Raw genomic sequence first — 22,812 nt, 5'->3', positions numbered from 1 at the left:
ACCAGTCGTTCGCTACGCGTCGCGCCGCTTGAACAGCCAGGCGCCGAACAGCAACGGCACCAGCCACTCGATTGTGATGGTGAGGTAGCCCGCCCAGGGCGACAGGTTGCCGGCGGTGTGCACCGTATCGGTGATGTGCTGGCCGGCGTTGGCGGTGAAGTACTTGTTGATGTCCTTGCCCCACTGGCCGGGCAGGGCGTTGGTCAGCAGCGGCGCCACGAACAGCACGCCGACGACCGCCCCGATCGAGCCACCGGAGTGCCGGATGAGCACCCCGGCCGCGAACCCGAACATGCCGCTGGCCAGCACGTACAGCCCGCCGCCGATGACCGCGCGCAGCACGCCAGGGTCGCCCAGGTGCGCGGCCATGTCGTGGTGGGACCAGAAGATCATCGAGACGAAGAACGCGCCGAACGCGGTGATCTCACCGACGATGAACGCGACCACGCCGAACACCAGCCACTTGGCGAACAGCAGCCGCATCCGGGTCGGTACCGCGGTCAGCGTGGCCTTGATGCCGCCGGTCGAGTACTCGCCCGAGATGACCAGCGCGCCGAGCACGGCGATGGCCAGTTGCCCGAGCAGCAGGCCGCCCAGGGCCGAGCTGGTCACGTCCAGGCTGGCGCGGTCGGCCGGGCTCATCCGGCTGAGGTTGGAGCTGGCGCCCCAGGCGAACAGCGCGGACAGCCCGACGGTCACCACCACCAGCGACAGGATGGTCCACAACGTCGAGCGAACGGACCAGATCTTGGTCCACTCCGACCGGATCACGTGCCCCAGCGACGCACCGGTGCGCCGACCCTCGAACTGGACGGCCGACGACTCGGCGGTCATGGTGCTCACTTCGCACTCCCCACGGTGGCCTGGACCTGCTGCTCGCCGACGCTGGCGTGGTACTCGACCGAGTCCCGGGTCATCTCCATGAACGCGTCCTCCAGCGACGAGCGCTGGGCGAACAGTTCGTGGATGGTGACGCCGTTGGCCGCGGCGAGGTCACCCACCGCGTCGGTGGTCATGCCCTCGAGCTCGATGAACCCCTCGACCTGCCGGGGCTTGGCCCCCTTGGCGACCAGCGCGTCGAACAGCCCCTGGACCTGCGGGGTGCGCACCCGCACCCGGCCCGAGGAGTTCTGGTCGATGAACTCGCGCGTGCTCATGTCGGCCAGCAACCGCCCCCGACCGATGACGATGAGGTGGTCGGCGGTCAGCGCCATCTCGCTCATCAGGTGGCTGGAGACGAACACGGTCCGGCCCCGGGCCGCCAGCGACTGCATGAAGTTGCGGATCCACAGGATGCCCTCGGGGTCCAGCCCGTTGACCGGCTCGTCGAACATCAGGATCTGCGGGTCGCCGAGCATCGCCGCGGCAATGCCGAGCCGCTGCGACATGCCCAGCGAGAAGCCCTTGATGCGCTTGCCGGCGACCTCCGACATGCCGGTCAGCTCCAGCACGTCACGCACCCGCCGGCGCGGCAACCCGTTGGACTGGGCGAGCGAGAGCAGATGCGCGCGGGCGGTCCGACCGCCGTGCACATCCTTGGCGTCGAGCAACGCGCCGACCTCCCGCAGAGGGGCCCGGGCGGCGGTGTACGGGCGGCCGTTGACCAGTGCGTTGCCGTGCGTCGGACGGTCCAGCCCGAGGATCATTCGCATGGTGGTCGACTTGCCCGCACCGTTCGGGCCGAGGAAGCCCGTCACGGTGCCCGGCTTGACGGTGAACGACAGGTTGTCGACGGCTAGCTTGTCGCCATACCTCTTGGTGAGGCCCTGGGCCTCAATCATGGCTCCCCCGGTTGGATTTTTGGTGGGCGCGGCGCGCCCTCACCGACAGCTACGAATTCTACCGATAGCGCGCACACCGGCTCGCGCCGCCGCGCACGGAAACCGGACACCCCCCACCACCTGCCCCAATGCGCCAGATGAGCCGAAACACCGCCGGTAGCGGGTGCCGACCGGCCTCGCCCGGCGGCGCGCTTAGGCCCGGTTTGCCCGGCGGAACCCCGGGTAATCGGCAGTCGACATCCGGTTCGCTGTCAGGTAACCGATTGTCATCATCCGGCACTTCGAGGGGGCCCTCATGGCACGGCAGGCCGACGTCCGTCCGGTGGTCAAGATGCGCAGCACCGCCGGTACCGGCTACACCTACGTCACCCGCAAGAATCGGCGCAACGATCCCGACCGGCTGGTCCTGCGCAAGTACGACCCGCTGGCGCGCCGGCACGTCGAGTTCCGGGAGGAGCGCTGAGGTCGACGGCGGCGCCGGGGCCCACGCCTCCCTAGCGACAAAACACCGCAAATCACAATTTACTCTGACATAGCCGTCTAGACCACGCCACTCCTTAACCCCTATACCCTGGCAAAAGGGACAAAGCGACCATGGGGGTAGGCGTGGGGCGCCACTACTCGACGTTCTATGTCGTGTTCACGATCGGGCTCATGGTCGTCCTGATCTCGTTCCTGGTCGAGGGCCGGCGCCATCGCCGCCGGCTCGGCAGCATCCCGACCAGGGTCGTCATCAACGGCATCCGCGGCAAGTCCTCCATCACCCGGTTGGTGGCCGGGGCGCTGCGCGGCCAGATGGTGACGATCGCGAAGACCACCGGCACGGCGGCCCGCTTCATCTTCGCCGACGGTCGGGAGATCCCGTTCGAACGCCGGTTCGGCATGCCCAACGTCATCGAGCAGCTCGCCGTCGTCGCCGACGCGGCGCGGGCCGGCGCCCGAGCGCTGGTGGTCGAGTGCATGGCGGTCAACCCCGACCTCCAGCAGCTCAACCAGGAGAAGCTGATCCAGGCCACGGTGGTGGTCATCTCCAACGTGCGCGAAGACCACCTGGACGTGATGGGCCCGTCCCTGGACGACGTCGCGCGGTCGCTGGCCCGCTCGATGCCGGTCGGCGGGGTGTGCGTCACCGCCGAGCGGGACCGGCTGCACATCCTGCGGGCGGAGGCGGACAAGCGGGGCTGCGTCCTGGTCGCCACCGATCCGCGCGACGTGTCGGACGAGGAGCTGGCCGGGTTCGGGTGGGTGACGTTCAAGGAGAACGTGGCGGTGGCGCTGGCCGTGGCCGGGCTGCTGGGCGTGCCGAGAGCCGAGGCGCTGGCCGGCATGTACCTGGCCGACCCCGACCCGGGCGTGCTGCGGGTGGACCGGTGCGAGCACGGCGGCCGGTCATTCCTGGCCGCGAACCTGTTCGCCGCGAACGATCCCGAGTCCACGCTGATGAACCTCGAGCTGCTGCAGGACTCCGGACAGCTGCCCGGCTCCCTGTCGATGGTCATCAACTGCCGGCCGGACCGGATCGAACGCAACGGCCAGATGGGCACCATCGTGGAGAGGATCGGGCCGGAGCGGGTGTACCTGATCGGCACGCCCACCCGCTCCGCGCTGCGCACCATCCCCGACGCGCTGCGCCACCGGGTGGTCGACCTGGGCGGCGAGCATCGCAGCGGCAGCCAGATCCTGTCCGCGATCACCGCCACGATGCCCACCGACGAGCACAGCCTGGTGATGGTCGGCAACATCCATGGCCGCGGCGAGCACCTGCTCGACGCGCTGGCCGGCGAGGCGACCCGGGCACCGGGCGGCACTCCGGTGCCCGCACTGGCGTGCCTCGACGGCGGCGTCGAGGCGCCGCTCGTCCCGGAAGCGAACTGAGATGGCCGCGCACGTCGACTTCGACAGCTCGACCGCCAGCCTGGTGCTGGCCCTGGGGCTGATGTTCTCCTTGGTCTGCTACGCGTTCACGAACCTGTCCCCGGGCGGGATGATCGTGCCGGGCTGGCTAGCGCTGACCCTGGTGGAGGGCGTGGACACCATCCTGGTGACCGGCGCGGCCATGGTCGCCACGTTCGCCGCGGCCAAGCTGCTGCAGCGCTGGTCGATCCTGTACGGCAAGCGGCTGTTCGCCGTGGTCGTGCTCGTCGGCGTGTTCCTGGAGGCGACCGCGTTCCTGGCCCTGCACAGCCGGGCGCCACAGCTGTTCCCGCACGACACCCTCGGCTTCGTGGTGCCCGGTCTGGTCGCGTACCAGCTGGTGCGGCAACCGAAGCTGCCGACCCTGGTCGCCACCAGCGTCATCACCCTGGCCTCGGCGGTGGTCGCGCTGGCCGTGGTGACGCTGTGAGGCACCTGAACCGGCGCCAGATGCTGGGATGGTGCGTGGCGGGTGCCGCGGCGGCCGGCAGCCTGGGCGCCGCTCCGGTGCTGGCGCCGCAGGTCAAGGAGAAACTCGACCAGTCCGAGGTGCGGGCCAGGGCCAAGCGGCTGTTCGGGGCGTACCGGTACGAGCGGATGAGCCGCCCGGACCGCACGCTGGTCTACGACGAGCGGGGCGCGCCGGTCGCCACCCTGACCGAGGGCGCCCGGTCGGCCGTGTTCACCGGCGGCCACCGCAGGTTCGCCGAGCCGGCGTCGACCCGGGCGCACGTCGACTCCACCAGCTGGGTGCGGCTGGCTCCCCGGCCGTGGCGCTTCGGCGCGCAGTCCCAGTCGTGGTTCACCGGGTGGTTCGCCGCCCAGCCCGGCTCGACCGGGCCCGACGCGCTGAGCCTGGCGATGCAGTACGTCACGGGTGCGCCCCGGCGGGTCGACGGCGACGGCGTGGCGTACGCGGGCGACGCCGGGTTCGGGCCGCTCGTCGGCGGGCAGCGCGACCAGCAATCCGACTTCTACGACTACCTCGGCGTGCCGTGGACCTGGCCGGACGGCACCACGTCCGCGCCCCGGCCCCAGCGGTACCGCGACGTGGACTGCTCCGGGTTCCTGCGCCTGCTGTGGGGGTACCGGATGGGCCTGCCCATGGTGGCCGGCGCGCGGGAGCGGGGCGTGCCGGGGCTGCCCCGGGAGGCGCACCAGATCGCCTCGTCCGACCTCGCGGTCCCGCTGTTCGACAGCGGCGCGAAGGCGCCCTCGGGCAAGCAGCTGGCCCGGCTACAGCCGGGCGACCTGGTGTTCTTCGCGCTGCACCGCGACCCCCGGTACCTGTCGCACGCCGGCCTGGTGCTCGGCGAGGACAACCAGGGTCACCTGCGGTTCGTCTCGTCCCGGCAGACCATCGACGGCCCCACCATGGGCGACACCGGCGGCGCCGCCCGCCTCGACGGCGCCGGTTACTACCCGCGCGCGGTACGCCGCGCGGTGCGCCTGTGAACCGCCCGGGCGGCTACTTGGGGATGGCCGTGGTCAGGCAGAACGGGTGGCCGGCCGGGTCCAGCATCACGCGGTACCGCTCCGGCACCGGCTGCACGTCGGCCGGGCGGGCACCGAGCCGCACCGCCTCCGCCTGGGCCTGCTCCAGGTCGTCCACGGCGAGGTCGAGATGCATCTGCTTCGGCACCGAGCCGTCCGGCCAGGTCGGCGGCTGGTAGTCGGGCACCCGGACCGCGGCGAGCCCACCGAGGCCGGTGTTCAGCACGACGAAGTCCTCGGTGCGCATCACCTCCTGGCCGCCGACAAGCTGTGCCCAGAAGTTCGCGAGGGTGGTCGGGTCATCGCAGTCCAGTGCGACGGCCGCGAGGCGGGCTACTGGCATGATTTAGATCATAACATCGAAGATCCAGTCAGGCCGGTCGGAAGCGCAGCGCGGACCAGACGTCGTCCACGGCGACCTGGCGGACCGGCTGCACTCCCCGATCGGACAGCAGCTTGACGAGTACGTCGCGGCTGAGGTCGGTGCCGAGCTTGCCCGCCTTGGGGTAGGCGATCCAGACCAGCTTGTCGGCGAGCGCCGCCTCGACCGCGGCCGACGCCGACGGGGTGTCGAGGTCCGCGCTGCTGCGCGCGAAGACGAACACCACCTCGGCGCGCTGCGGGGTGGCGGTGCCTCCGGGCGCCTCGATCTCCGGCGAGGACGGCGGCCGGTTCAGCACGGCGATCGACTGCCCCGGCTTGATCTGCAGTTTCGCGCTCAGGTCCATGCCCGCATTATGCCGCCCCCGGCCGCCCACGGCCGCCCGTCGCCGGTCACCGCAGCCCGGCCGTGTCGCGCAGGTGATCGAAGATGATCTGGTCGACGGCGGAGACCCGCGGCCGGTCGGCGTACCCCAGCCAGACCACCTCTTCGATCTCGTTGTCCGGCCGCGGCACGCCCTGGTAATCGGCGGTGTAGCAGGTCATCCGCACCACGGTGCTGGCCGCGTGGCCGTGGGCCTGGGCGTGGAAGGTTCCGACGTACTCGGCGGTGCCGGCGTCCAGCGCCACGCCCAGCTCCTCCCGGACCTCCCGCAGCAGGGTGTCGAGGTCGCCCTCGCCGGCCTCCCGCTTGCCGCCGGGCAGGTAGTAGACGTCCTTGCCGCGCGAACGGGTACTGAGGATCCGCCCGTCCTGGACGCGGATCCAGGCGACCTTGTCGATGACCGTCACGGCGCTCGACTGTACGACACCCCGCGGCACGGCGACCGCGGCACCGCTCACCGCGCGATCGGCGCCACCACTTACCGCGCGATCGGCGCCACCACTTACGGCGCGATCGGCGCCACGCCCGGCCGGCCCGTCCGGCCGCTGGCCCGAACGATCTCGAGGAAGAACTGGGCGTGCCGCGCGGCGCACTCGTCGTCGGCGAGCACCCCGGCGGTACGCGCGGCGGCGGCGGCCAGCCGGGCCCGCAGGTCACCGGATTCGGCCAGCGCCCGCAGCGCCGCCGCGAGCGCGTCGGGCGAATCCGGCGCGACGAGCAGCCCGTTCTCGCCGTCGCGGATCCACTCACTCGAGCCGCCGCCCTCGGTGGCGATGATCGGCTTGCCGCAGGCCAGCCCCTGCAGGACGGACTGGCCCAGGGGCTCCGGCCGGATCGCGGCGTGTACCAGGATGTCGATCGAGTCGAGGAACCCGGCGAGGTCCTCCACGTGCCCGAAGAACGTCACCTGCTCGGCGATGCCCAGCCGGACCGCCAGGGCGCGCAGGTCGTCGGCGTACACCGCCTCGCCGAGCGTCGGCGCCCCGGCGAAGTACGCGCGCACGCCGGTGCCCCGGAACAGGTGGGCGAACGCGTACAGCAGGATGTGCTGCCCCCTCGCGTGCTGCAGCCGCCCGACCATGCCAATCGCCCGGACCGGCCCGGGGGCGCCGGCCACCGGCGGCCGGGCCACCCGGTGCGGGATCCCGATCGGGCTGGGGATCACGGCCGCGGCGGCGTTCGGCGGGATCAGTCCCTCCGCCGACTCCAGCGTCGACCGGGCGTTGGCGATGACCCCGTCGGCGTGCTTCAGCCCGAGCCTGGTGAACGCGGTGAAGCCCGCGCGACCCAGGCTGTGGGTGTCCACCACGTCGCGCAGGTGCACCACCAGCGGCACGCTGCGGCCCCGGTTGGCCAGCGCGCTGATGATCGCCGCGGCGGCCGTGTTGGTGTGGATGACGTCCGCGCCGACGAACAGCGGGCTGCGCCGCAGTGCCCGGGCGCAGGCGCGCAGGGCCGCGTAGTAGCGCGCGGCGAACGCCGGGCTGCTGCTGCGGGTGCCGCCGCCGGGCAGGCCGGGCAGGTCGCGGTCCAGCTCCACGCCGTGGCCGGCGAGCCGGTCGAACGCGTCGTCGGCGGGCACGCCGCCGGACAGGTCGCCGTCGCCCTCGACGCGCGGGGCGCACAGCGCGGCGCGCCATTCCCGCTGCGCGGTCAGCAGCCGGACCAGGGCCCGCTCGGCGCCGCCCGCGTATCCGGTGTGGTCCACGTGCAGCACGCGCAGCGCCCGCACGCCTTCGTTCGCCGGGCCCTCACGGGTGAGAACGCCGTGGGACGTGAAGGCATCCGAGGCATAGCCGGCGGCATCGGCCGGAGTCATGCAGCCCTCATGCCGGCAGCGTATACCATGCCCGCCGGCCCCTCCCGGGTCACGACGGGGCCGTGAACCGGCCCGGCCCGGCCGCCGCCCGCGCCCGGCCGCGCGCCGGGGTTCCGGGCGGCCGGCGGCCGGGGCTCAAGGGGTGATCCGGCAGGTCCGGGCCTCGCCGCCGCTCGCTGTGCCCATCCTGAGAGGGCCAATTTGACGTTCAGCTTCGGGAGCTACCATGCCCCGGCCACCATGCTCCAGGCTCACCGTGGACCACCCCCGGTACGGACCCCTGACTTGACGGCCGGTAAGCTGAGTTCAAAAGACATATCGGGTTAAAACGGGGACCAGGAGGTCGGCGGGTGTTTGCACGAGTAGGACGGGTGGTGGTCCGCCATCCGTGGTGGGTCATCCTCGGCTGGGTAATCGCGGCGGTGGCGATCGTGTCACTGTCTCCCGGCCTCACGTCCACCACCGACGAGTCCAGCTTCCTGCCGACTCACTACGAGTCGATCCAGGCGGCAAACGTCCAGTCGAAGGCGTTCCCGCAGGCGTTCACGCCGGCCGCGATCATGGTCTTCGAGCGCCAGGACGGCAGCGCGCTGAGCGACCAGGACGCCGCCAAGGTGACGCAGGTCGCCAAGTCGCTGTCGGACGAGAAGATCGCGGGCGTCCAGCAGATCGTGGCCACCCCCCCGTCGACCAACAAGCTGGTGCAGACGGCGGCCGTGGCCATGGCCGATTCCACGGGTCCGACCGACAAGACCCAGACGAACGCCGTCACGACGCTGCGCGACGACGTCAAGCCACTGCTCTCCGGCACCAACCTCAAGGTCGGCATCACCGGCTCGGCCGCCCAGCAGCTGGACTCCCAGAAGTCCGGCAACAAGGCGGAGGCGATCGTCGGCATCGCGACCATCGGGTTGATCATCGTGCTGCTCCTGGTGATCTTCAGGAGCCCGGTCGTCGCCCTGCTGCCGGTGATCACGATCGGCGTGGTCTCCCAGGTGGCCAACGGCCTGATCGCGATCTGTAGCAAGGCGTTCAACCTCAAGGCCGACAGTTCGATCAACGAAATCCTGATCGTGGTGCTGTTCGGCATCGGTACCGACTACATCCTGTTCCTGATGTTCCGATATCGAGAACGGCTGCGGGCCGGCGAGGACGCCAAGCAGGCGATGGTCAGCGCGGTGACCCGGGTCGGCGAGGCGATCGCCTCGGCGGCGGGCGCGGTCATCATCGCGTTCCTCGCACTGACCCTGTCGAGCCTTGGCCTGTTCAAGTCGATGGGCCCGTCGCTGGCCATCGCCGTCGCGGTCACCCTGCTGGCCGGCCTGACGCTGATCCCGGCGGTCGTGTCGCTGCTGGGCACCAAGGTGTTCTGGCCGTCGAAGGCGTGGCGCTCGGCGCCCACCTCGTCCCGCGCGGCGGCCGTGGGCCGCGCGTTGGGGCGCCGCCCGGGGCTGTTCGCCGGCGGCGCCGGCCTGGTCATGGTGCTGCTCGCCATCGGCGCGCTGGGCTTCAAGGCCAACTTCGACCTCGGCTCCAGCTCGCTGCCGAAGAACGCCGAGTCCACGGTGGCCCTCGCTGACCTGCAGAGGGGCTTCCCGGCCGGCTCCACCGAGCCGACCAGCGTGTTCCTTCAGGAGAAGGCCGGCACGCCGCTGGACAAGTCCACGCTCGCCGCGTTCGCCACGAAGCTCGAGGCGGTGCACGGGGTCGGTCAGGTCACCGGGCCGCAGCTGTCCAAGGACGGCAGCGTCGCCAACTACTCCGTGATCCTGAGCTCGGACCCGTCATCCTCGACCGCGATCCACACCATCGCCCCGCTACGCACGGCCGCCCACGCCGCCGCGCCGCCGGGCACCACGGCGCTGGTCGGCGGGCTCACCGCGGTCTTCGCCGACATCCAGCACGCCATGGACCACGACTACCTCATCGTGTTCCCGGTCGCCGCGGTGCTCATCATGATCATCCTGGGACTGCTGCTGCGCAGCCTGGTGGCGCCCTGGTACCTGATGGCCTCGGTCGGCCTGGGCTTCGCCGCGACCCTCGGCGCCACGGTCCTGCTGTTCCAGAACGTGCACGGCGACCCCGGGCTGCTGTTCATCCTGCCCGTGTTCATGTATCTGTTCGTGGTCGCGCTGGGCACCGACTACAACATCCTGATGATCGCGCGATTGCGGGAGGAGGCCCGCGAGGGCCACAGCCCGCGCGAGGCGGCCGCGCTCGCCCTGCGGCACGCGGGGCCGACCATCGCCGCGGCCGGCGTGATCCTCGCCGGTACGTTCGCCTCGCTGCTGCTCGCCGGCAACGACATCCTGTCCGAAATGGGATTCGCGGTGTCCTTCGGCATCGTGATCGCCGCGTTCGTGATGGCGATGTTCTTCACCCCGGCGATCACCGCCCTCATCGGTCACCGCGCCTGGTGGCCCGGCCACCAGGACCGGGCCGCGCACCAGCCGGACGCTGCCCGCGAGCCGGTGCAGGCGTCCGCCGGCCGGTAGGCCGGACCGACCGCACAGGCGGCGCCCCGCTCACCAGCGGGGCGCCGCCGCCGTTTTTCCGCCCCGGCGCGCCTCAGGGGCGCACGGTCGCCGGCAGCAGCGCCGCGACGAGGTCGCGCAGCAGCGCTATGCCGTCCTGGCTGAGCACCGACTCGGGGTGGAACTGCACGCCGGCGAAGCTCGACCCGCGCAGCGCGTGCACGTCGCCGGTCGCGGGATCCCGGGCGAGCTCGACCGTGCCGTACCGGCCGTCGTGTCGGTCGCTGTCGTGCCGAGCGGTGAACGTGGAGTAGAAGCCGACCCGGGTCGAGCGGCCGAAGATGTTCACCTCGCGCTGCATCCCCTGGTACGGGCTGTCCTTGCGGTGCAGCGACAGGCCCAGCACCGACGCGAGCACCTGGTGGCCGAGGCAGACCGCGAGCATCGGCTGCCCCCGCTCGATCAGCCGCTCCACCAGTCCCCGAAGGGCCGCGATCTTCGAATCCGACGCGAGGCGCGGGTCGCCCGGCCCCGGCCCGGGCACCACCAGGTCGTACCCGTCGGTGTCGCCGATGTCGGTGTGCGGGCGCATCGCGACCGACAGCCCGAGTACCCGCAACTGGTGGGTCAGCATGCCCGTGAAGGTGTCCTCGGCGTCGACGATGAGCACCCGGCGCCCGGCCAGCGCCCGGTCGCGGTACTCGTGGTTGTCGCGGGGACGCATCCAGAACGGCGCCAGCGTCTCGTTGCGCCGACGCAGTGCCGCCTGAACGTCGGGGTCGGCCGCGAGCCGCACGACCGGCCGGGCCGGCCCGGGCTCCGGCGCCGGGTTCAGGCCGAGCGCGGAGAGCACCGCGGCCGCCTTGGCGTGGGTCTCGGCCACCTCCCCTTCCGGGGTGGAGTGCCGCACCAGGGTGGCGCCGACCGGTACCCTCAGCCGCCCGTGATCGTCGATGTCGGCGGTACGGATGAGGATCGGCGCGTCGAGCGTCTGGCGGCCCGCCTCGTCGCGGCCGATCAGGGCGAGGACCGCGCCGTAGTAGCCGCGCCCCCGCTGCTCATGGCGGGCGATCACCCGGCAGGCGTTCTCGATCGGGCTGCCCACGACGGTCGGCGCGAACATCGTCTCCCGCAGCACCTCCCGCACGTCCCGCGAGCCCCGGCCGACCAGCAGGTACTCGGTGTGGGTGAGATGGGTCATCTCCTTCAGGTACGGGCCGACGACCTGGCCGCCGAGGTCGGCGACCCGCGCCATCATCTTCAGCTCCTCGTCCAGGACCATGGACAGTTCGTCGGTCTCCTTGCGGTCGTCGAGGAACGCCAGCACGCGCGCCTTGTCCGGCGGCGTGCCGCCGTGGCGCAGCGTGCCGCTGATCGGGTTCATCATGATCAACCCGTCATCGACGCTGACGTGCCGCTCGGGGGTCGCGCCGACCAGGGTGCGCTGACCGGTGTGCACCAGAAACGTCCAGTACGCGCCCTGCTCGCTGGTCAGCAGCCGAGCGAACACCGACAGCGCCGCCGCGACCGGGTCGCCGACCACGCCCGCCTCGAAGCCACGGTGGATCACGAAGTTCGAGCCCTCGCCCCGGCCGATCTCCTCGCGCAGCACCCGCTCCACGATCCGGGCGTACGACTCGTCGTCGATGTCGAAGGCGCCGCCCGTCAGGGCGACCGGCCGCCGGCCGATCGCCCGAAGCACCTCCTCGACGCCCAGTTGATCCCGCCGCGTCACCTTCAGCACGCTCAACGGCGTGCCGTCGTCGGTACAGGCGAAGCCCCGCTCGCGGACCTGCCGGTACGGGACGAGGGCGAGCACCTCCGGATCGGCGGCGGTGGCCGGCACCGGGATGTCGGCCAGGCTCTCCACGGTATGGACCGGACCGGTCAGCACCTCGATCGTTTCGCGCCCCTCGCGGCGCAGCAGGGCGAACGGTACGCCGGAGCGGAGCGTGTCGAGCGGTGTCGTGCTGGGCTGTTGCGGCATCGTGTCCCCTTCGGGTCGGGGCGGCACACCTCCGAGGGCGGCCGGCCCGGGCCTTGGGCACGAAAAAAGCGACCGCCTCGTGGCGGCCGCGGTGAGTGTGTCACGCGGGAGTGAGCGGGCCGCCTGTCAGGCGGGCCACCAACAGCTCAGTCGTGCGGACATGGGGGGAAGACTACGGCCCGCGGGCGCGCCGGCACAAGTACCCGTCCGAGGGACCGTTAGGCGCACCAACGACGCTGCTAGGCTGGCGGCATGGTGGTACCGGCAGAGGAGTCGGCCGCGACCCGGCTGACCGGCCTGCCGAGCTGGCTGCTGACGCAGGCCGCCGCGCACGCCCACCGGCTGGTCAGCGACGGGTTCGCGGCGGCCGACTCGCGCGGCTACCACTACCGGCTGCTGGCGACCCTGGAAGAGTTCGGCCCGGCGAGCCAGGCGACGCTGGGCCGCCGCAGCGGCATCCACTTCAGCGACATGGTGGCGGCGATCAATGAGCTGGCCGAGCGGGAACTGGTCGAGCGCGCGCCCGACCCGACCGACCGGCGGCGCAACGTCGTGACCATCACCGCGGCCGGGCGCCGGCGGCTGCGCGTCCTGGATCGGCGCGTCGCGCAGATTCAGGACGAGCTCCTAGCCCCGCTCTCCCCCGCCGAGCGGGAGCAGCTGACCGGGCTGCTCGCCAGGCTCCTGGAACACCACCACGCCCGGACGGGGTGACCGCCCCGAAAAAGCCCGGCCACAGCCGGAGTTGCGGCGAGGCGAGCACCCCTGACGCGGCCGCCGTCACCCCACGCGCACGGGCAGGCGGATCGGCCCGCGGACGGTCTGCGAGTTGCGCCGCCGGGTCGCGCCCGCGCGCTGCAGCCCGGGCATCCGCTCGGCCAGCATGCGCAGCGCGACCGTGGCCTCCAACCGGGCCAGCGGCGCGCCCACGCAGTAGTGGATGCCGCTGGAGAACGCCAGGTGCTCCCCGGTCTGCTCGCGCTGAATGTCGAACCGGTTGGGATCCGGGAACGCCTCGGGGTCCCGGTTCGCCCCACCGATCATCGTCACCACGGCCTGATTGCGGCGCACCGGCTTGCCGTCGAGCTCCACCGGCTCCAGCGCGAACCGGATGGCACGCTGCACCGGCGGATCGAACCGCAGCACCTCCTCGACCGCCCGGGGTGCCATGGCCTCCGGATCGGCGCACAGGGCCTTCCACTGCTCGGGATGGTCCAGCAGGGCGTTGACCGCGTTGCCGATCAGGTTGACGGTCGTCTCGAAGCCGGCGATCAGCAGCAGGATGCACATCGGCAGCATCTCTTCCGGCCGCACCTGGTCGCCCTCCGCATCGATCAGGCGGGTGACGAAATCGTCGGCCGGTTCGCGCAGCCGCAGCGCGAACAGCCCCTCGAACAGCTTCGTGAGGGCGGTCCCCGCCTCTTGCAGCCGGGCGGCGTGGGACAGCGACCGGACACCGTCCACCGCGCTGCCGAAGGCGGCGCCGTAGCGGGCGAAGTCGTCCGCGTCCGCGTCCGGCACGCCCAGCAGGTCGGTGATGACCGCGATCGGCAGCGGCGACGCCAGCCCGGACACCAGGTCGAACTGCCCGGTCGCCTCGGCCCGGCCGAGCAGCGCGGCGACGGTCTCTTCGACGCGCGGGGCGTAGTCCATCATCTGCTTGGCGCTGAAGGCGGGCGCGGCGACCCGGCGCAGCCGGGTGTGGTCGGGTGGGTTCTTGCCCAGAAAGGACGCGTCGAAGCCCTCGTCGGCCTCGAAGGTCAGGCCCTCCGGGCGTACCCCGAAGCGCCGGTCCCGCAGCACGGCGCCGCACAGCCGATGGTTGGTGGTGACCCAGCTGCCCAGCGGGGTGGCCACCATCGTGCCCTGCCGGCGAAACCGTTCGTAGAGCGCGTACGGGTCTTCGCGGCCGGGCCGCAGCTGCAGCAGCGCCATCGGTTCACGGCGCAGGTAACCGGCGTACGCCATGTAGGCGCGCTGACGGTACAGGCCGGTGGCGAACGAGAGAACCTGACGTATCGGGGCCATCACTGAATCCTTCCGATTGTGGTGGAGGGTGTGGCGCCCGTGCCGCGTCCGGCTACCCGCCAGTCCCGCCCGGCCGCTGGCCACCCGGGGCGGGCCTGCCGTGCTGGTCGCCGACCGGCGCCGTGCCCTGGTCCTTCGCCCGGCGCTGGCGCCTGCCCCGCGCCAGCTCCGTGGCGAGCGCGTCGAGGCGCTGGCCCCAGAAGCCGCGGAACCGGTCCAGCCACGCGTCGACCTCCCGCAGCGGCGCGTCGTCGATCGCGTAGAGCCGGCGGGTGCCCTCGGCGCGGACGCTGGTGAACCCGCTCTCCCGCAACACCTTCAGATGCTGAGAGACGGCGGGCTGGGAGATCCCGAACTCCGCGCGGATGGTCGTGCTCACCGCGCCGGAGGTCTGCTCGCCCTCGGCCAGCAGCTCCAGGATCCGGCGCCGCACCGGATCCCCGAGCACATCGAACGCATGCACCGAACAAACCTAACACCACGCCAACTTAAATAAGTCTGGGCTTACATTAGGACCCCGAAACCGGCTGGTACGAGGTCGATTTGCTGATGGAAATTAATCAAACACGCTAGGCTCGCGCCGTGACTACCCCTATCTCTGACGAGCACATGCGCACGATGATGACGACCACGAGGGGCTACACCTCGGTCATCCTCAAGTCCGGGCCGAACCGGCACATGGACGGGGTGGGCGCCATCATCTGGGAGCACGGTCGGCGCAACTTCGCGCTGCGCGCCGACGGTCTCATGCCGATCGTATTGCCGGTCATCGACGGCTCGGACGTCTGCGGCCTGTGCGTCTTCGATCTCGACCTCGACGAGACGCGGAAGGTGATGGACGACGACCCAGGGGTGCGGGCCGGCGTCTTCGTCTACGAGGCGCACCCCTGCCGCAGCTTCCCCGGCGACGCCCTGCCCGAGACACCCCGACTCCCGGCCGCGTGAGGCGCACCGGTGGCCCCGACCCGGTCGGGTCGGGGCCACCGGTATTAGGGGGTGGCGCCACCGTCGTCAGGGGTGGGGCCGCCGCGATCAGGCCCGCACGCCCGGCGGAATGATCCCGAAGATGAGTGCGGTCGAACCGGCACCGTCACGGTTGATGTGCCCGCCGGCCAGGATCCACGCGCCGGTGGCCGGCAGCCGTTCCAGGTTGGCGAGGATCTCCAGGCTGATCCGGTGCCGCTGGTACACCAGCTTCGAGACCGTGTACGTCTCGTCGGTACCGACGTCGGGGCTGAACGTGTCGGTGCCGGTCGCGCCGCGGTAGCCCAGCCGACCGGTGTCGATCAGCCACCGTACCGTCGGCACGGCGAAGCCCGGCTGGTGCAGCACGCCGTCCGCGTCCTGGTTCGGATACGCCGGCGTGCCCCACAGCGCGTCCCAGCCGGTCCAGATGATTACCGCCGCTCCGTCCGGGATGCGGCCGTGCGTGCGCTCCCAGTCCTGAATGTCCTTGATGGACACGGCGTAATCCGGGTTGTGCCGGCACCTGTCCCGCACGTCCAGCTTCACCGCCGGCAGGAACAGGTCGGCCGGGTCGAGCTGGTCGGCCAGCGGCTGGCCCGTGTTGAAGTGACCGGGCGCGCCCCAGTGCGTACCGGTGTGCTCGCCCTCGCGCACGAACTGGAGGAAATATCCGTCCTGCGGGATGGTGGCGATCGTCTCCAGCGTGAACGGCGGGTCCCCGGGAAAGACGTTGGTGGTCTCTGGGTCGTTGACGTGCGAAAGGCTCACGAACCGCAGCCCGGAGAGCGACACCGCCGGCCCCGCCGCGTCGGCCGCACCGGCCGCCGCGACGCCGGCGGCCACCCCGCCGACCACCCCGCCGGCCGCGGCCGCCATCAGTCTTCGTCTGTCCACGTGACCTCCAGGCCCTTCATCCCGGCCGACCCTCGCTGGTCGGCGCTGCCAACCTCGGCCGCCGCGACGACCGCCGGCCGTGCCCGGCACCGTTGCCCGGCCCGGCCTCACCGGGAAGCCCGGCCCCCTCGGAAAGCCCGGCCTCGCCGGAGAACCCGGCCCCCTCGGAGAACCCAGCCTCGCCAGAAAGCCCGGCCTCGCCGGAGAGCGCGCCCTCGCCGGAGGACGCGGCCTCCGCCGAAAACAGCGAGGCGAACGGCTCCGGCCGCCCGTACCGGTATCCCTGCGCGTACCGGCAACCCATCCGGGTCAGCGCGGCGACCTGCTCCGCGGTCTCGACTCCCTCGGCCACCACCATCACGCCCATCTCGTCGGCGATCCACAGCATCGCGCGGCACAGCGCCTCCGGCGACAGCCCGCCCGGCGTCGCGTCGGGAAGGTCGGTGAGGCTACGGTCGAGCTTCACGATGTCCAGCGGCAGCCGGCGCAGCAGCGCCAGCGTGCTGTACCCGGCGCCGAAGTCGTCCAGCGCGAGGCGAATCCCCTTGCTCCGCAAGCGTTTCGCACTGCGCACCGCGGCCTCCGGGTCGGCGATGGGCGCGCTCTCGGTGACCTCCAGCACCAGGTGCCGCGGTGCCAGCGCGTGCCGGGACAGGCAGTCGTCGGCGGCCAGCTCGACGTCGGGCTGGCCGAGCCGGCTGGCCGAGATGTTGACGTGCACGCTGACGTCGCCGCCGTGCGCGGCCAGGTAGCCGGCCAGATCGTGGCACGCGCGGTCGAGCACGAAGTCGTCCAGCCGCCCGATCAGCCCGGTGGCTTCGGCGACCGCCACGAACACCGGCGTCGGTACCGGTCCGATGACCGGGTGATTCCAGCGGGCCAGCGCCTCGACGGCTTCCCGCCGCCCGTCCGAGATCCGGACGACCGGCTGGTAGTGGACGTCGAGCCCGGAGGCGGCCGGCTCGGCGGACAGCGCCTCGGCGAGCAGGGCCGGCAGCGTGGCGTCGTCGTACCCGCCGGCGGCGTCCTGCCCGTACGCGACGAACGTGCCCTTGCCTCGCCGCTTACCGACGTACATCGCGGCATCCGCCCGGCGCAGCAGCGAGTCCGCGCCGAGCCCCGGCTCGCTGCCGTCCGCGACCGCGGCGCCGACGCTCGCGCTGACCAGAAACGGCCGCCCGGCCACCTCGAACGGCTCGCGCAGCGAGGCGAAGACGCGCCGCCCGACCTCGTCCGGCCGGCCCGGGCCGCGCTCGATCAGCAGGCCGAACTCGTCGCCGCCGAGCCGGGCGAGGGTGTCGCGCTCGCCGGCGCAGGAGCGCAGCCGGGCGGCGACGTCGCGCAGCACGAGGTCGCCCACGTCGTGCCCCAGGCGGTCATTGATCAGTTTGAAGTCGTCCAGATCGATGAAGAACAGCATGAGCGGCCGGTCCGGGTCGCGGTCGCCGGCGCACGCGTCGGCCAGCCGCTGCCGGAACAGCGCGCGGTTGGGCAGCCCGCTCAGCGGATCGTGGTGCGCCTGATGGTGCAGGCGCAGCTGCGCCTGCGAAACCCGTTCGAGCAGCATCCGGCTGTCGACCAGTGTGATCATCTGACGCAGCACGACCAGCACGACCAGCGTGACCACCGCGACGCCGAGGTAGAGCGCGGCCCGGTCGGAGTGCGCGCCGTCCCGGTCCCGGTTCAGCACGAACAGCCCGGTCGCGGCCAGCGGCAGGTACGGCAGCAGCAGGTGGGCCCACTCGACGGTGCGGGCGCGAAGGACCCGCCGCGACCGCCCCGACCGTCGCGCGGGCGTTCCGGACGTCAGCGCCGCGAGCGCGATGAGCACCGGCCCGGCGACGAAGCCGGCGTTGGCCAGCGGGGCCATGGCCCGCGCCCCACTGGCCACGAGGTAGGCGAAGATGCTGTCCGACACGGACAGGCCGACCAGGCCGAGGCCGAGCAGCGCCAGCTGGGGGCGCAGCCGGGCCGGCAGCGGCCGGGTGGCCAGCAGCAGGGTCACCATCACCACGAGGATCAGGTCGGTGACCGGGTACGCGATGGCGACCGCGAACGCGGCCGGGCTCGACGCGCCGGCCCGCACCACGGCGCCCAGCGTGGTCACCCAGGTGAGGATCAGCAGCGAGCCGACCACGATCAGGCCGTCGAGCACGAGCACCAGCCGGCGGCGCACCAGGGAGCCGCCCCGGTCCGGGCGCGGACCCTCCACGCCCCGCCGTCGCGCCCCGGTGCGACCAGCGGCGGCGATCGCCAGCAGCGCCGCGAACGCGAACACCGGCAGCGTCAGGTAGCCCACGTCCGCCCAGGACGGCGACGGCAGCGCGGTCCTCGCGAAGACCTGGTACCACGACCAGACGAGCTGACCGGCGCTCCACGCCGCCATGCCGGCGGCCATCAGCCGGCGCCAGGACCGCTCGACACCGGTACGGCGCGGCGCGGCCCACGCGCAGCAACCGGCGGCCAGCGCGCCGGCGCCGAACTGGGCGGCGTCGTCGATGACCGTGCAGACGCGGTCGGCCAGCACGCCGGAGCCGTCGACGACCAGGATCGCCGGCACGGCGACGGCCGCGAGGGCCAGCCGCGCGCGCAGTCGGGGTGGGGACATCACCAGACCGTTCGGTAGCCGTTGTTTGCGTCGACGACGTACCGTACCGCGCAGTGGTGATCTTCTAGATAGACGGTGGTGTCACGAGCTGCCCGGGTGGGCCGCGACGGCTACCGGATACCTGGTGCCGGCGCGCGGCCGGGCGTGTCCTTGACGTAGTACACCAGCGTCCACGACCACTCCGGCCGGCGTTCCCGACCGACCTCCCGGTAGCCCAGGCCGCGGTAGAAGGCCATCGCCTCCGGCTGGTTAGTGGCCGTGTCCAGGTACGTTCCGCGCAGGCCCAACTCGGCCGCCCGCCGCTCCAGCGCGGTCATCAGCGCCCGGCCGATGCCCCGCCGCCGGGTCGCCGGGTGCACCCGGATCCGTAGCACCTCGGCGCGCCCCCCGGTACCGGGTCGGATGCCGCCCATCGCGACGAGGTGGCCGTCCAGCTCGGCGACCAGGAAGTCGCCCCCGGCGTCCAGGAAACCGCCGCGCACGTCGGCGAGGTCGGGAAGGCCGGCCGGCGGACCGGCCGCCGGCGGCAGCGGCAACGGCACCGAGGGGTTCGCCGTCGCCCCGATGTTGGGCAGGGCGTTCAACGCCCAGAGCACCGGCTCGTCGCCGTCCCGGAACCTCCGCAGCGTCAGCACCCGCCGATGGTGCCGCCACGACGCCCCGGCCGTCGACCGGATAACCCGCGGCCGGACCGCCGACGCGCGCGAGGAACGTGGCCGGGTCAGGCCGGATCGGGTCCGGCCAGCCGCCGGTACGCGGCCGCGGCACCCGCCGAATCGCCCACCGAGTCGCACACCTGCGCCGCGTCGGCCCAGTGCCGGCGGGCCTTGTCCAGGTGCCCCAGCAGCCGCGCGGCGTCGCCGAGGTAGAGCAGGGTACGGCCCAGCCCCGCGTCCGGCCGGCGCTGCCTGCGCAGCTCCTGCCCCTCGTCGAGCAACTCGTACGCCTGCCCGGCCCGGCCCGGCGCCGACGTCAACATGGCCGCGCCCGCGTTGAGCAGGGCCGCCGACCGCCCGGCCGGGTCGGCCAGATCGTCGTACTCGCGCAGCGCGGCGGTCCACGACTGGGCCGCGTCCAGGTGCTCGCCGAGCCGGGTCTGCGCCAGCACGAGATTGGTCAGCGCCGCCGCGTACCCGCGGGTCTCGCCGAGGGTGCGGAACGCGTTGGCGGCCCGCACCAGGTAGTGGTGCGCGGCCTCGGGCTCGTCCTTGGCCAGGTACGCCGCGCCCAGCGCGAGCTCGGTGAGTGCCTGGCCGCCCCGGTCGGCGTGCGAGCGGTGCCGGCGGGCCAGCTCCAGGTGCTCGGTGGCGTCGTCGGCCAGCCCGAGGTCCAGCAGGGCGAGCCCCAGGTTCATCTGGGCCTGCGCGGTCACCCGCCGACCGCGCGCGGCCAGCGCCAGGGCCAGCGCGGTGGCCGCTCCCTGCGGGTCGCCCCGGCGGCGGCGCAGCACGCCCAGCTCGTTGTGCGCCCACCCGGCGATCTCCGGGCGGTCCCCGGCGGTGGGCGCGGCCAATACCGCCCGGCACACCTCGGCCCACTCGTCAAGCTTGCCCTCGTGGGCGTACCAGCCGGCCAGCGCCACCGCCAGCCGGAACCACCAGCGGCGCAGCCGGCGGGGCATCGGCCGGGCCGGGCGGTCGCCGCCCGGGGTGTTCACCACCGCCGCCCGCAGCAGGTCGCCGTGCAGCTCGAACCAGCCGTACGGGTCGTCGTCGGTGGGCAGCCCCGCCACCCCGGCCGCGCCGGGCAGCCGCTGGCCGATGACGGCCACGTGCCGCTCGGCGCGCCGGGCCAGCATGCGCAGCAGCCGGGTCAGCGCGGCCACCCGGCGCCCGGTCGACTCCTCGCGGCGCAGGTGCAGCCGGGCGTACCCGCGCAGCAGCGGCCGCACCTCGTACCGGTCGCCGGACGAGCCGTCCACGAACACGTGGTTGACCAGCTCGTCCAGCAGCCGGTCGAGCCGGTCCCCGGAGCGCCTCGCGAGCGCCCGGATGGCCGGCCGGTCCAGCGCCGCCGGGGCGAGGGCGAGTAGCCGGAGCAGCCGCCGGGCACCCCGGCTCAGGGCCAGGTACGCGACGTCCCGGTCGGTCAGCGGCGCCAGCGCGGCGGTGACCGGCAGCCGGTGATGGGCCGGCGCGCGCACCACGGCGCGCAGCAGCGCCACCATGTCGGCCGAACTCCAGCCGTGCCGGGCCATCCGGTAGCCCAGGGCGCGGATGGCCCGGGGCTGCCGGCCGCACAGCTCGACGATGTCGCGTACCGCCGGGTCCTTGGTCGGATCGGCGCGGCGCCTGCTGGCCACGGACGCGGAGCGGCCGGCCGCCGAGAACATCTCCACCGCGTCGTCCGGGTCCGGCTCGGCCAGCCCCCGGACCGCCACCCCGTCCAGGCCCTCGAGCGCGGGCGTGCCGGCCAGCAGCAGCCGGCAGCGCGAGGTCGGCGGCAGCAGCGGCCGGACCTGGTCCGGACTGTCCACGTTGTCCAGCACCAGCAGGATGTGCTCGTCGTCCAGCCGCTCCCGAAGGGCGGCCGCCGTCTCGCTGAGTGCCGCCGGGCGGCGCGAGCGCGGCGGAGGGGTGCCCATCGCCCAGGCCAGCTCCGCGAGCACCCACCGGGCGCCGCGCGGCCGACCACCGGCGCGCAGGTTCAGGTAGTAGATCTGGTCACGCGCGGCCGTCTGGCGGATCACGTTCGCGGCCTGCACGGCGCACGACGAGGTGCCCACACCGCGCCGGCCGACGACCGCCACCGCGTGCTCGGTGGTCAGCGCCTTCACGATCTCCGCGAGCTCCTCGTCGCGCCCGGTGAAGCCCGAGGTGTACGGCAGGGTGGTCGACCCGCCGACCGGGGAGGCCAGCACCGACGGCGCCGGCTCGATCGCCTCCCGGTCGCGCTCGCGCTGGCTGCGCAGCCGCAGCAAGTACCACACCGCCCCGCCGACGACCAGCACCCCCAGGGCCGGCAGGGTCGCCCAGTTGGTGTTGCTGACCTTGCCGAGCAGGACCGACAGGCTGCCCGTCACCGCCGCGGCCGACACCGGCAGCGCCCAGGTCCACACGGGCGTCCGGTGACGCGTGGGCGGCTCCGGCGGGGTGCTCACCGTAGCGCCCCGGAGACCAGGCCGGCCACGACCTGCCGGCGGGCCAGCACCACCAGCAGCACGGGCACCACGGAGGCGAGGGTCGAGACGGCCGCCAGCGGGCCGCTGTTGGTCACGAAGTCCCGGGCCTGGCCGTACACGAGCAGGCTCAGCGGGGTGCCGTCCGGCCCGCTGAACAGCAGGCCGACCGCCAGGTCGTTCCAGACCTGGACGAACTCCAGGACCGCGACGGCCACCACGGCGGGCCGGATCGACCGGGCCATCCGCCAGACCGTGTGCCACTCCCGCTGGCCGATCAGCCGGGCCCGACGCAGCTGGCTGGCCGGCACGTCGGCCAGCGCGTTGCGCAGCACGAGGATGGTGAACGGCAGGCCGAGGGCCACGTGCACCAGCGCCAGGCCGGGCGCGCTGCCGCCCAGCCGCGCCACGCCGAGCACCTCGTTCACCGGGCCGGCGATCACCTGCACCGGCACCACCGCGGCGGCCAGTAGCAGCAGCCCGACGCTCTGCGCCCAGGAGCCGGCCAGCCAGGCCAGCGGGTAGGCGGCCAGCAGGGCGATGGCCAGCACCAGCAGGGTGACCACCACGGCCAGTACGGCGGTGAACTCCAGCGACCGGGCCACCGTGGGGTCGCCGAAGACGTGCCGGTACGAGGCCCAGCTCAGCGGCGAGCGCCACCAGCCGCTCAGCGCCGCGGACTGCTGGCTGTGCAGCGACGTGGCGGCAAGCACCACCAGCGGGAACGCCCAGAGGACGGCGGCGACCGAGGGCGCCGCGCGACCCACCGCGCGCAGCGCCCGGATGAGCGGACCGCGCCGCAGCGCGGGCGACTCGGCGTCGTCCGCCGCGTCGGGCCCGGCCTCGGCGTCCTCCGCCGGATCCGGCCCGGGCTCGGGCGCGGGCGGCGTGCGCTGCGCCCCGGGCGGTCCGGACTGGGGTGGCGCGGGCGCCCCGGCGGAGGTCGGGGCGGCCCGCTGCGCC

At 73.0% G+C, this 22,812-nt stretch carries 21 protein-coding genes; 7 read left to right on the top strand and 14 right to left on the bottom strand.

Features of this window, described 5'->3' with window-relative positions; all coding sequences use genetic code 11:
- Positions 1–12 precede the first annotated feature (12 nt).
- Positions 13–834, bottom strand: a complete 822-nt coding sequence (locus ABEA87_RS36945; RefSeq protein WP_345637920.1) for an ABC transporter permease subunit — start codon at positions 832–834, stop codon at positions 13–15.
- 5 nt (positions 835–839) lie between these two features.
- The gene (locus ABEA87_RS36940) at positions 840–1,781 is read right to left on the bottom strand and encodes an ABC transporter ATP-binding protein (RefSeq protein ID WP_345637822.1); all 942 of its coding nucleotides are present in this window, start codon (positions 1,779–1,781) and stop codon (positions 840–842) included.
- A 295-nt stretch (positions 1,782–2,076) separates the two neighbouring features.
- Here ABEA87_RS36940 and rpmG point away from each other — a divergent pair, with 295 nt between their 5' ends.
- From rpmG to ABEA87_RS36920, 4 genes are all read left to right on the top strand, one after another.
- Complete coding sequence (rpmG, locus tag ABEA87_RS36935; protein ID WP_345637820.1) at positions 2,077–2,244, top strand: 50S ribosomal protein L33; 168 nt, start codon at positions 2,077–2,079, stop codon at positions 2,242–2,244.
- A gap of 131 nt (positions 2,245–2,375) precedes the next feature.
- Positions 2,376–3,656: a poly-gamma-glutamate synthase PgsB gene (gene pgsB, locus ABEA87_RS36930; RefSeq protein ID WP_345637818.1), complete on the top strand. Its 1,281-nt coding sequence runs from the start codon at positions 2,376–2,378 to the stop codon at positions 3,654–3,656.
- 1 nt (position 3,657) lies between these two features.
- Positions 3,658–4,125, top strand: a complete 468-nt coding sequence (locus tag ABEA87_RS36925) for a poly-gamma-glutamate biosynthesis protein PgsC/CapC (protein WP_345637816.1) — start codon at positions 3,658–3,660, stop codon at positions 4,123–4,125.
- Positions 4,122–5,150: an NlpC/P60 family protein gene (locus ABEA87_RS36920; RefSeq protein WP_345637814.1), complete on the top strand. Its 1,029-nt coding sequence runs from the start codon at positions 4,122–4,124 to the stop codon at positions 5,148–5,150. The genes ABEA87_RS36925 and ABEA87_RS36920 overlap by 4 nt, the downstream gene beginning before the upstream one ends.
- 13 nt (positions 5,151–5,163) lie before the next feature.
- Here ABEA87_RS36920 and ABEA87_RS36915 read toward each other — a convergent pair whose 3' ends face one another.
- From ABEA87_RS36915 to ABEA87_RS36900, 4 genes are all read right to left on the bottom strand, one after another.
- A complete protein-coding gene (locus tag ABEA87_RS36915; protein WP_345637812.1) occupies positions 5,164–5,532 on the bottom strand; it encodes a VOC family protein in 369 nt (122 codons plus the stop codon).
- Positions 5,533–5,560: 28 nt separating this feature from the next.
- The gene (locus ABEA87_RS36910) at positions 5,561–5,917 is read right to left on the bottom strand and encodes a hypothetical protein (RefSeq protein WP_345637810.1); all 357 of its coding nucleotides are present in this window, start codon (positions 5,915–5,917) and stop codon (positions 5,561–5,563) included.
- 46 nt (positions 5,918–5,963) lie between these two features.
- On the bottom strand, positions 5,964–6,362 hold the full coding sequence (locus tag ABEA87_RS36905; protein ID WP_345637808.1) for an NUDIX hydrolase: 399 nt from the start codon (positions 6,360–6,362) through the stop codon (positions 5,964–5,966).
- Between the two features lie 95 nt (positions 6,363–6,457).
- Positions 6,458–7,774, bottom strand: a complete 1,317-nt coding sequence (locus tag ABEA87_RS36900; RefSeq protein ID WP_345637806.1) for a glycosyltransferase — start codon at positions 7,772–7,774, stop codon at positions 6,458–6,460.
- A gap of 350 nt (positions 7,775–8,124) precedes the next feature.
- Here ABEA87_RS36900 and ABEA87_RS36895 point away from each other — a divergent pair, with 350 nt between their 5' ends.
- Positions 8,125–10,269 (top strand): MMPL family transporter, encoded by a 2,145-nt coding sequence (locus ABEA87_RS36895; RefSeq protein ID WP_345637805.1) that lies wholly within the window; start codon positions 8,125–8,127, stop codon positions 10,267–10,269.
- 73 nt (positions 10,270–10,342) lie between these two features.
- On the opposite strand, the gene ABEA87_RS36890 is transcribed toward ABEA87_RS36895, so the two are convergent.
- Positions 10,343–12,235, bottom strand: coding sequence for an anthranilate synthase family protein (locus ABEA87_RS36890; RefSeq protein WP_345637803.1), 1,893 nt, complete (start codon positions 12,233–12,235; stop codon positions 10,343–10,345).
- Between the two features lie 252 nt (positions 12,236–12,487).
- Between ABEA87_RS36890 and ABEA87_RS36885 the strand changes: the two genes are divergently transcribed.
- Positions 12,488–12,949, top strand: a complete 462-nt coding sequence (locus tag ABEA87_RS36885) for a MarR family winged helix-turn-helix transcriptional regulator (RefSeq protein ID WP_345637801.1) — start codon at positions 12,488–12,490, stop codon at positions 12,947–12,949.
- A gap of 66 nt (positions 12,950–13,015) precedes the next feature.
- Here ABEA87_RS36885 and ABEA87_RS36880 read toward each other — a convergent pair whose 3' ends face one another.
- Both ABEA87_RS36880 and ABEA87_RS36875 read right to left on the bottom strand, forming a co-directional pair.
- Complete coding sequence (locus ABEA87_RS36880) at positions 13,016–14,263, bottom strand: cytochrome P450 (RefSeq protein ID WP_345637799.1); 1,248 nt, start codon at positions 14,261–14,263, stop codon at positions 13,016–13,018.
- Between the two features lie 52 nt (positions 14,264–14,315).
- Positions 14,316–14,726 carry an ArsR/SmtB family transcription factor gene (locus tag ABEA87_RS36875; RefSeq protein ID WP_345637797.1) on the bottom strand — a complete coding sequence of 137 codons (411 nt, stop codon included), beginning with the start codon at positions 14,724–14,726 and terminating at the stop codon, positions 14,316–14,318.
- Positions 14,727–14,845: 119 nt separating this feature from the next.
- Between ABEA87_RS36875 and ABEA87_RS36870 the strand changes: the two genes are divergently transcribed.
- Positions 14,846–15,208: a hypothetical protein gene (locus tag ABEA87_RS36870; protein WP_345637794.1), complete on the top strand. Its 363-nt coding sequence runs from the start codon at positions 14,846–14,848 to the stop codon at positions 15,206–15,208.
- A gap of 87 nt (positions 15,209–15,295) precedes the next feature.
- Here ABEA87_RS36870 and ABEA87_RS36865 read toward each other — a convergent pair whose 3' ends face one another.
- From ABEA87_RS36865 to ABEA87_RS36845, 5 genes are all read right to left on the bottom strand, one after another.
- A complete protein-coding gene (locus tag ABEA87_RS36865; protein WP_345637792.1) occupies positions 15,296–16,123 on the bottom strand; it encodes a cyclase family protein in 828 nt (275 codons plus the stop codon).
- Positions 16,124–16,139: 16 nt separating this feature from the next.
- On the bottom strand, positions 16,140–18,731 hold the full coding sequence (locus ABEA87_RS36860; RefSeq protein ID WP_345637790.1) for a putative bifunctional diguanylate cyclase/phosphodiesterase: 2,592 nt from the start codon (positions 18,729–18,731) through the stop codon (positions 16,140–16,142).
- A 110-nt stretch (positions 18,732–18,841) separates the two neighbouring features.
- The gene (locus ABEA87_RS36855) at positions 18,842–19,366 is read right to left on the bottom strand and encodes a GNAT family N-acetyltransferase (RefSeq protein ID WP_345637788.1); all 525 of its coding nucleotides are present in this window, start codon (positions 19,364–19,366) and stop codon (positions 18,842–18,844) included.
- A gap of 86 nt (positions 19,367–19,452) precedes the next feature.
- Positions 19,453–21,831, bottom strand: a complete 2,379-nt coding sequence (locus ABEA87_RS36850) for a hypothetical protein (protein ID WP_345637785.1) — start codon at positions 21,829–21,831, stop codon at positions 19,453–19,455.
- Positions 21,828–22,812: ABC transporter permease family protein (locus ABEA87_RS36845; protein WP_345637783.1), on the bottom strand; the 985-nt coding region annotated here is incomplete at its 5' end. The genes ABEA87_RS36850 and ABEA87_RS36845, both read right to left, overlap by 4 nt.

This window comes from Rugosimonospora acidiphila (genome assembly GCF_039543385.1).
Lineage (GTDB): Bacteria > Actinomycetota > Actinomycetes > Mycobacteriales > Micromonosporaceae > Rugosimonospora > Rugosimonospora acidiphila.
The sequence above is the reverse complement of the archived record's forward strand: the minus strand, read 5'-3'. Positions and strand labels throughout refer to the sequence as shown.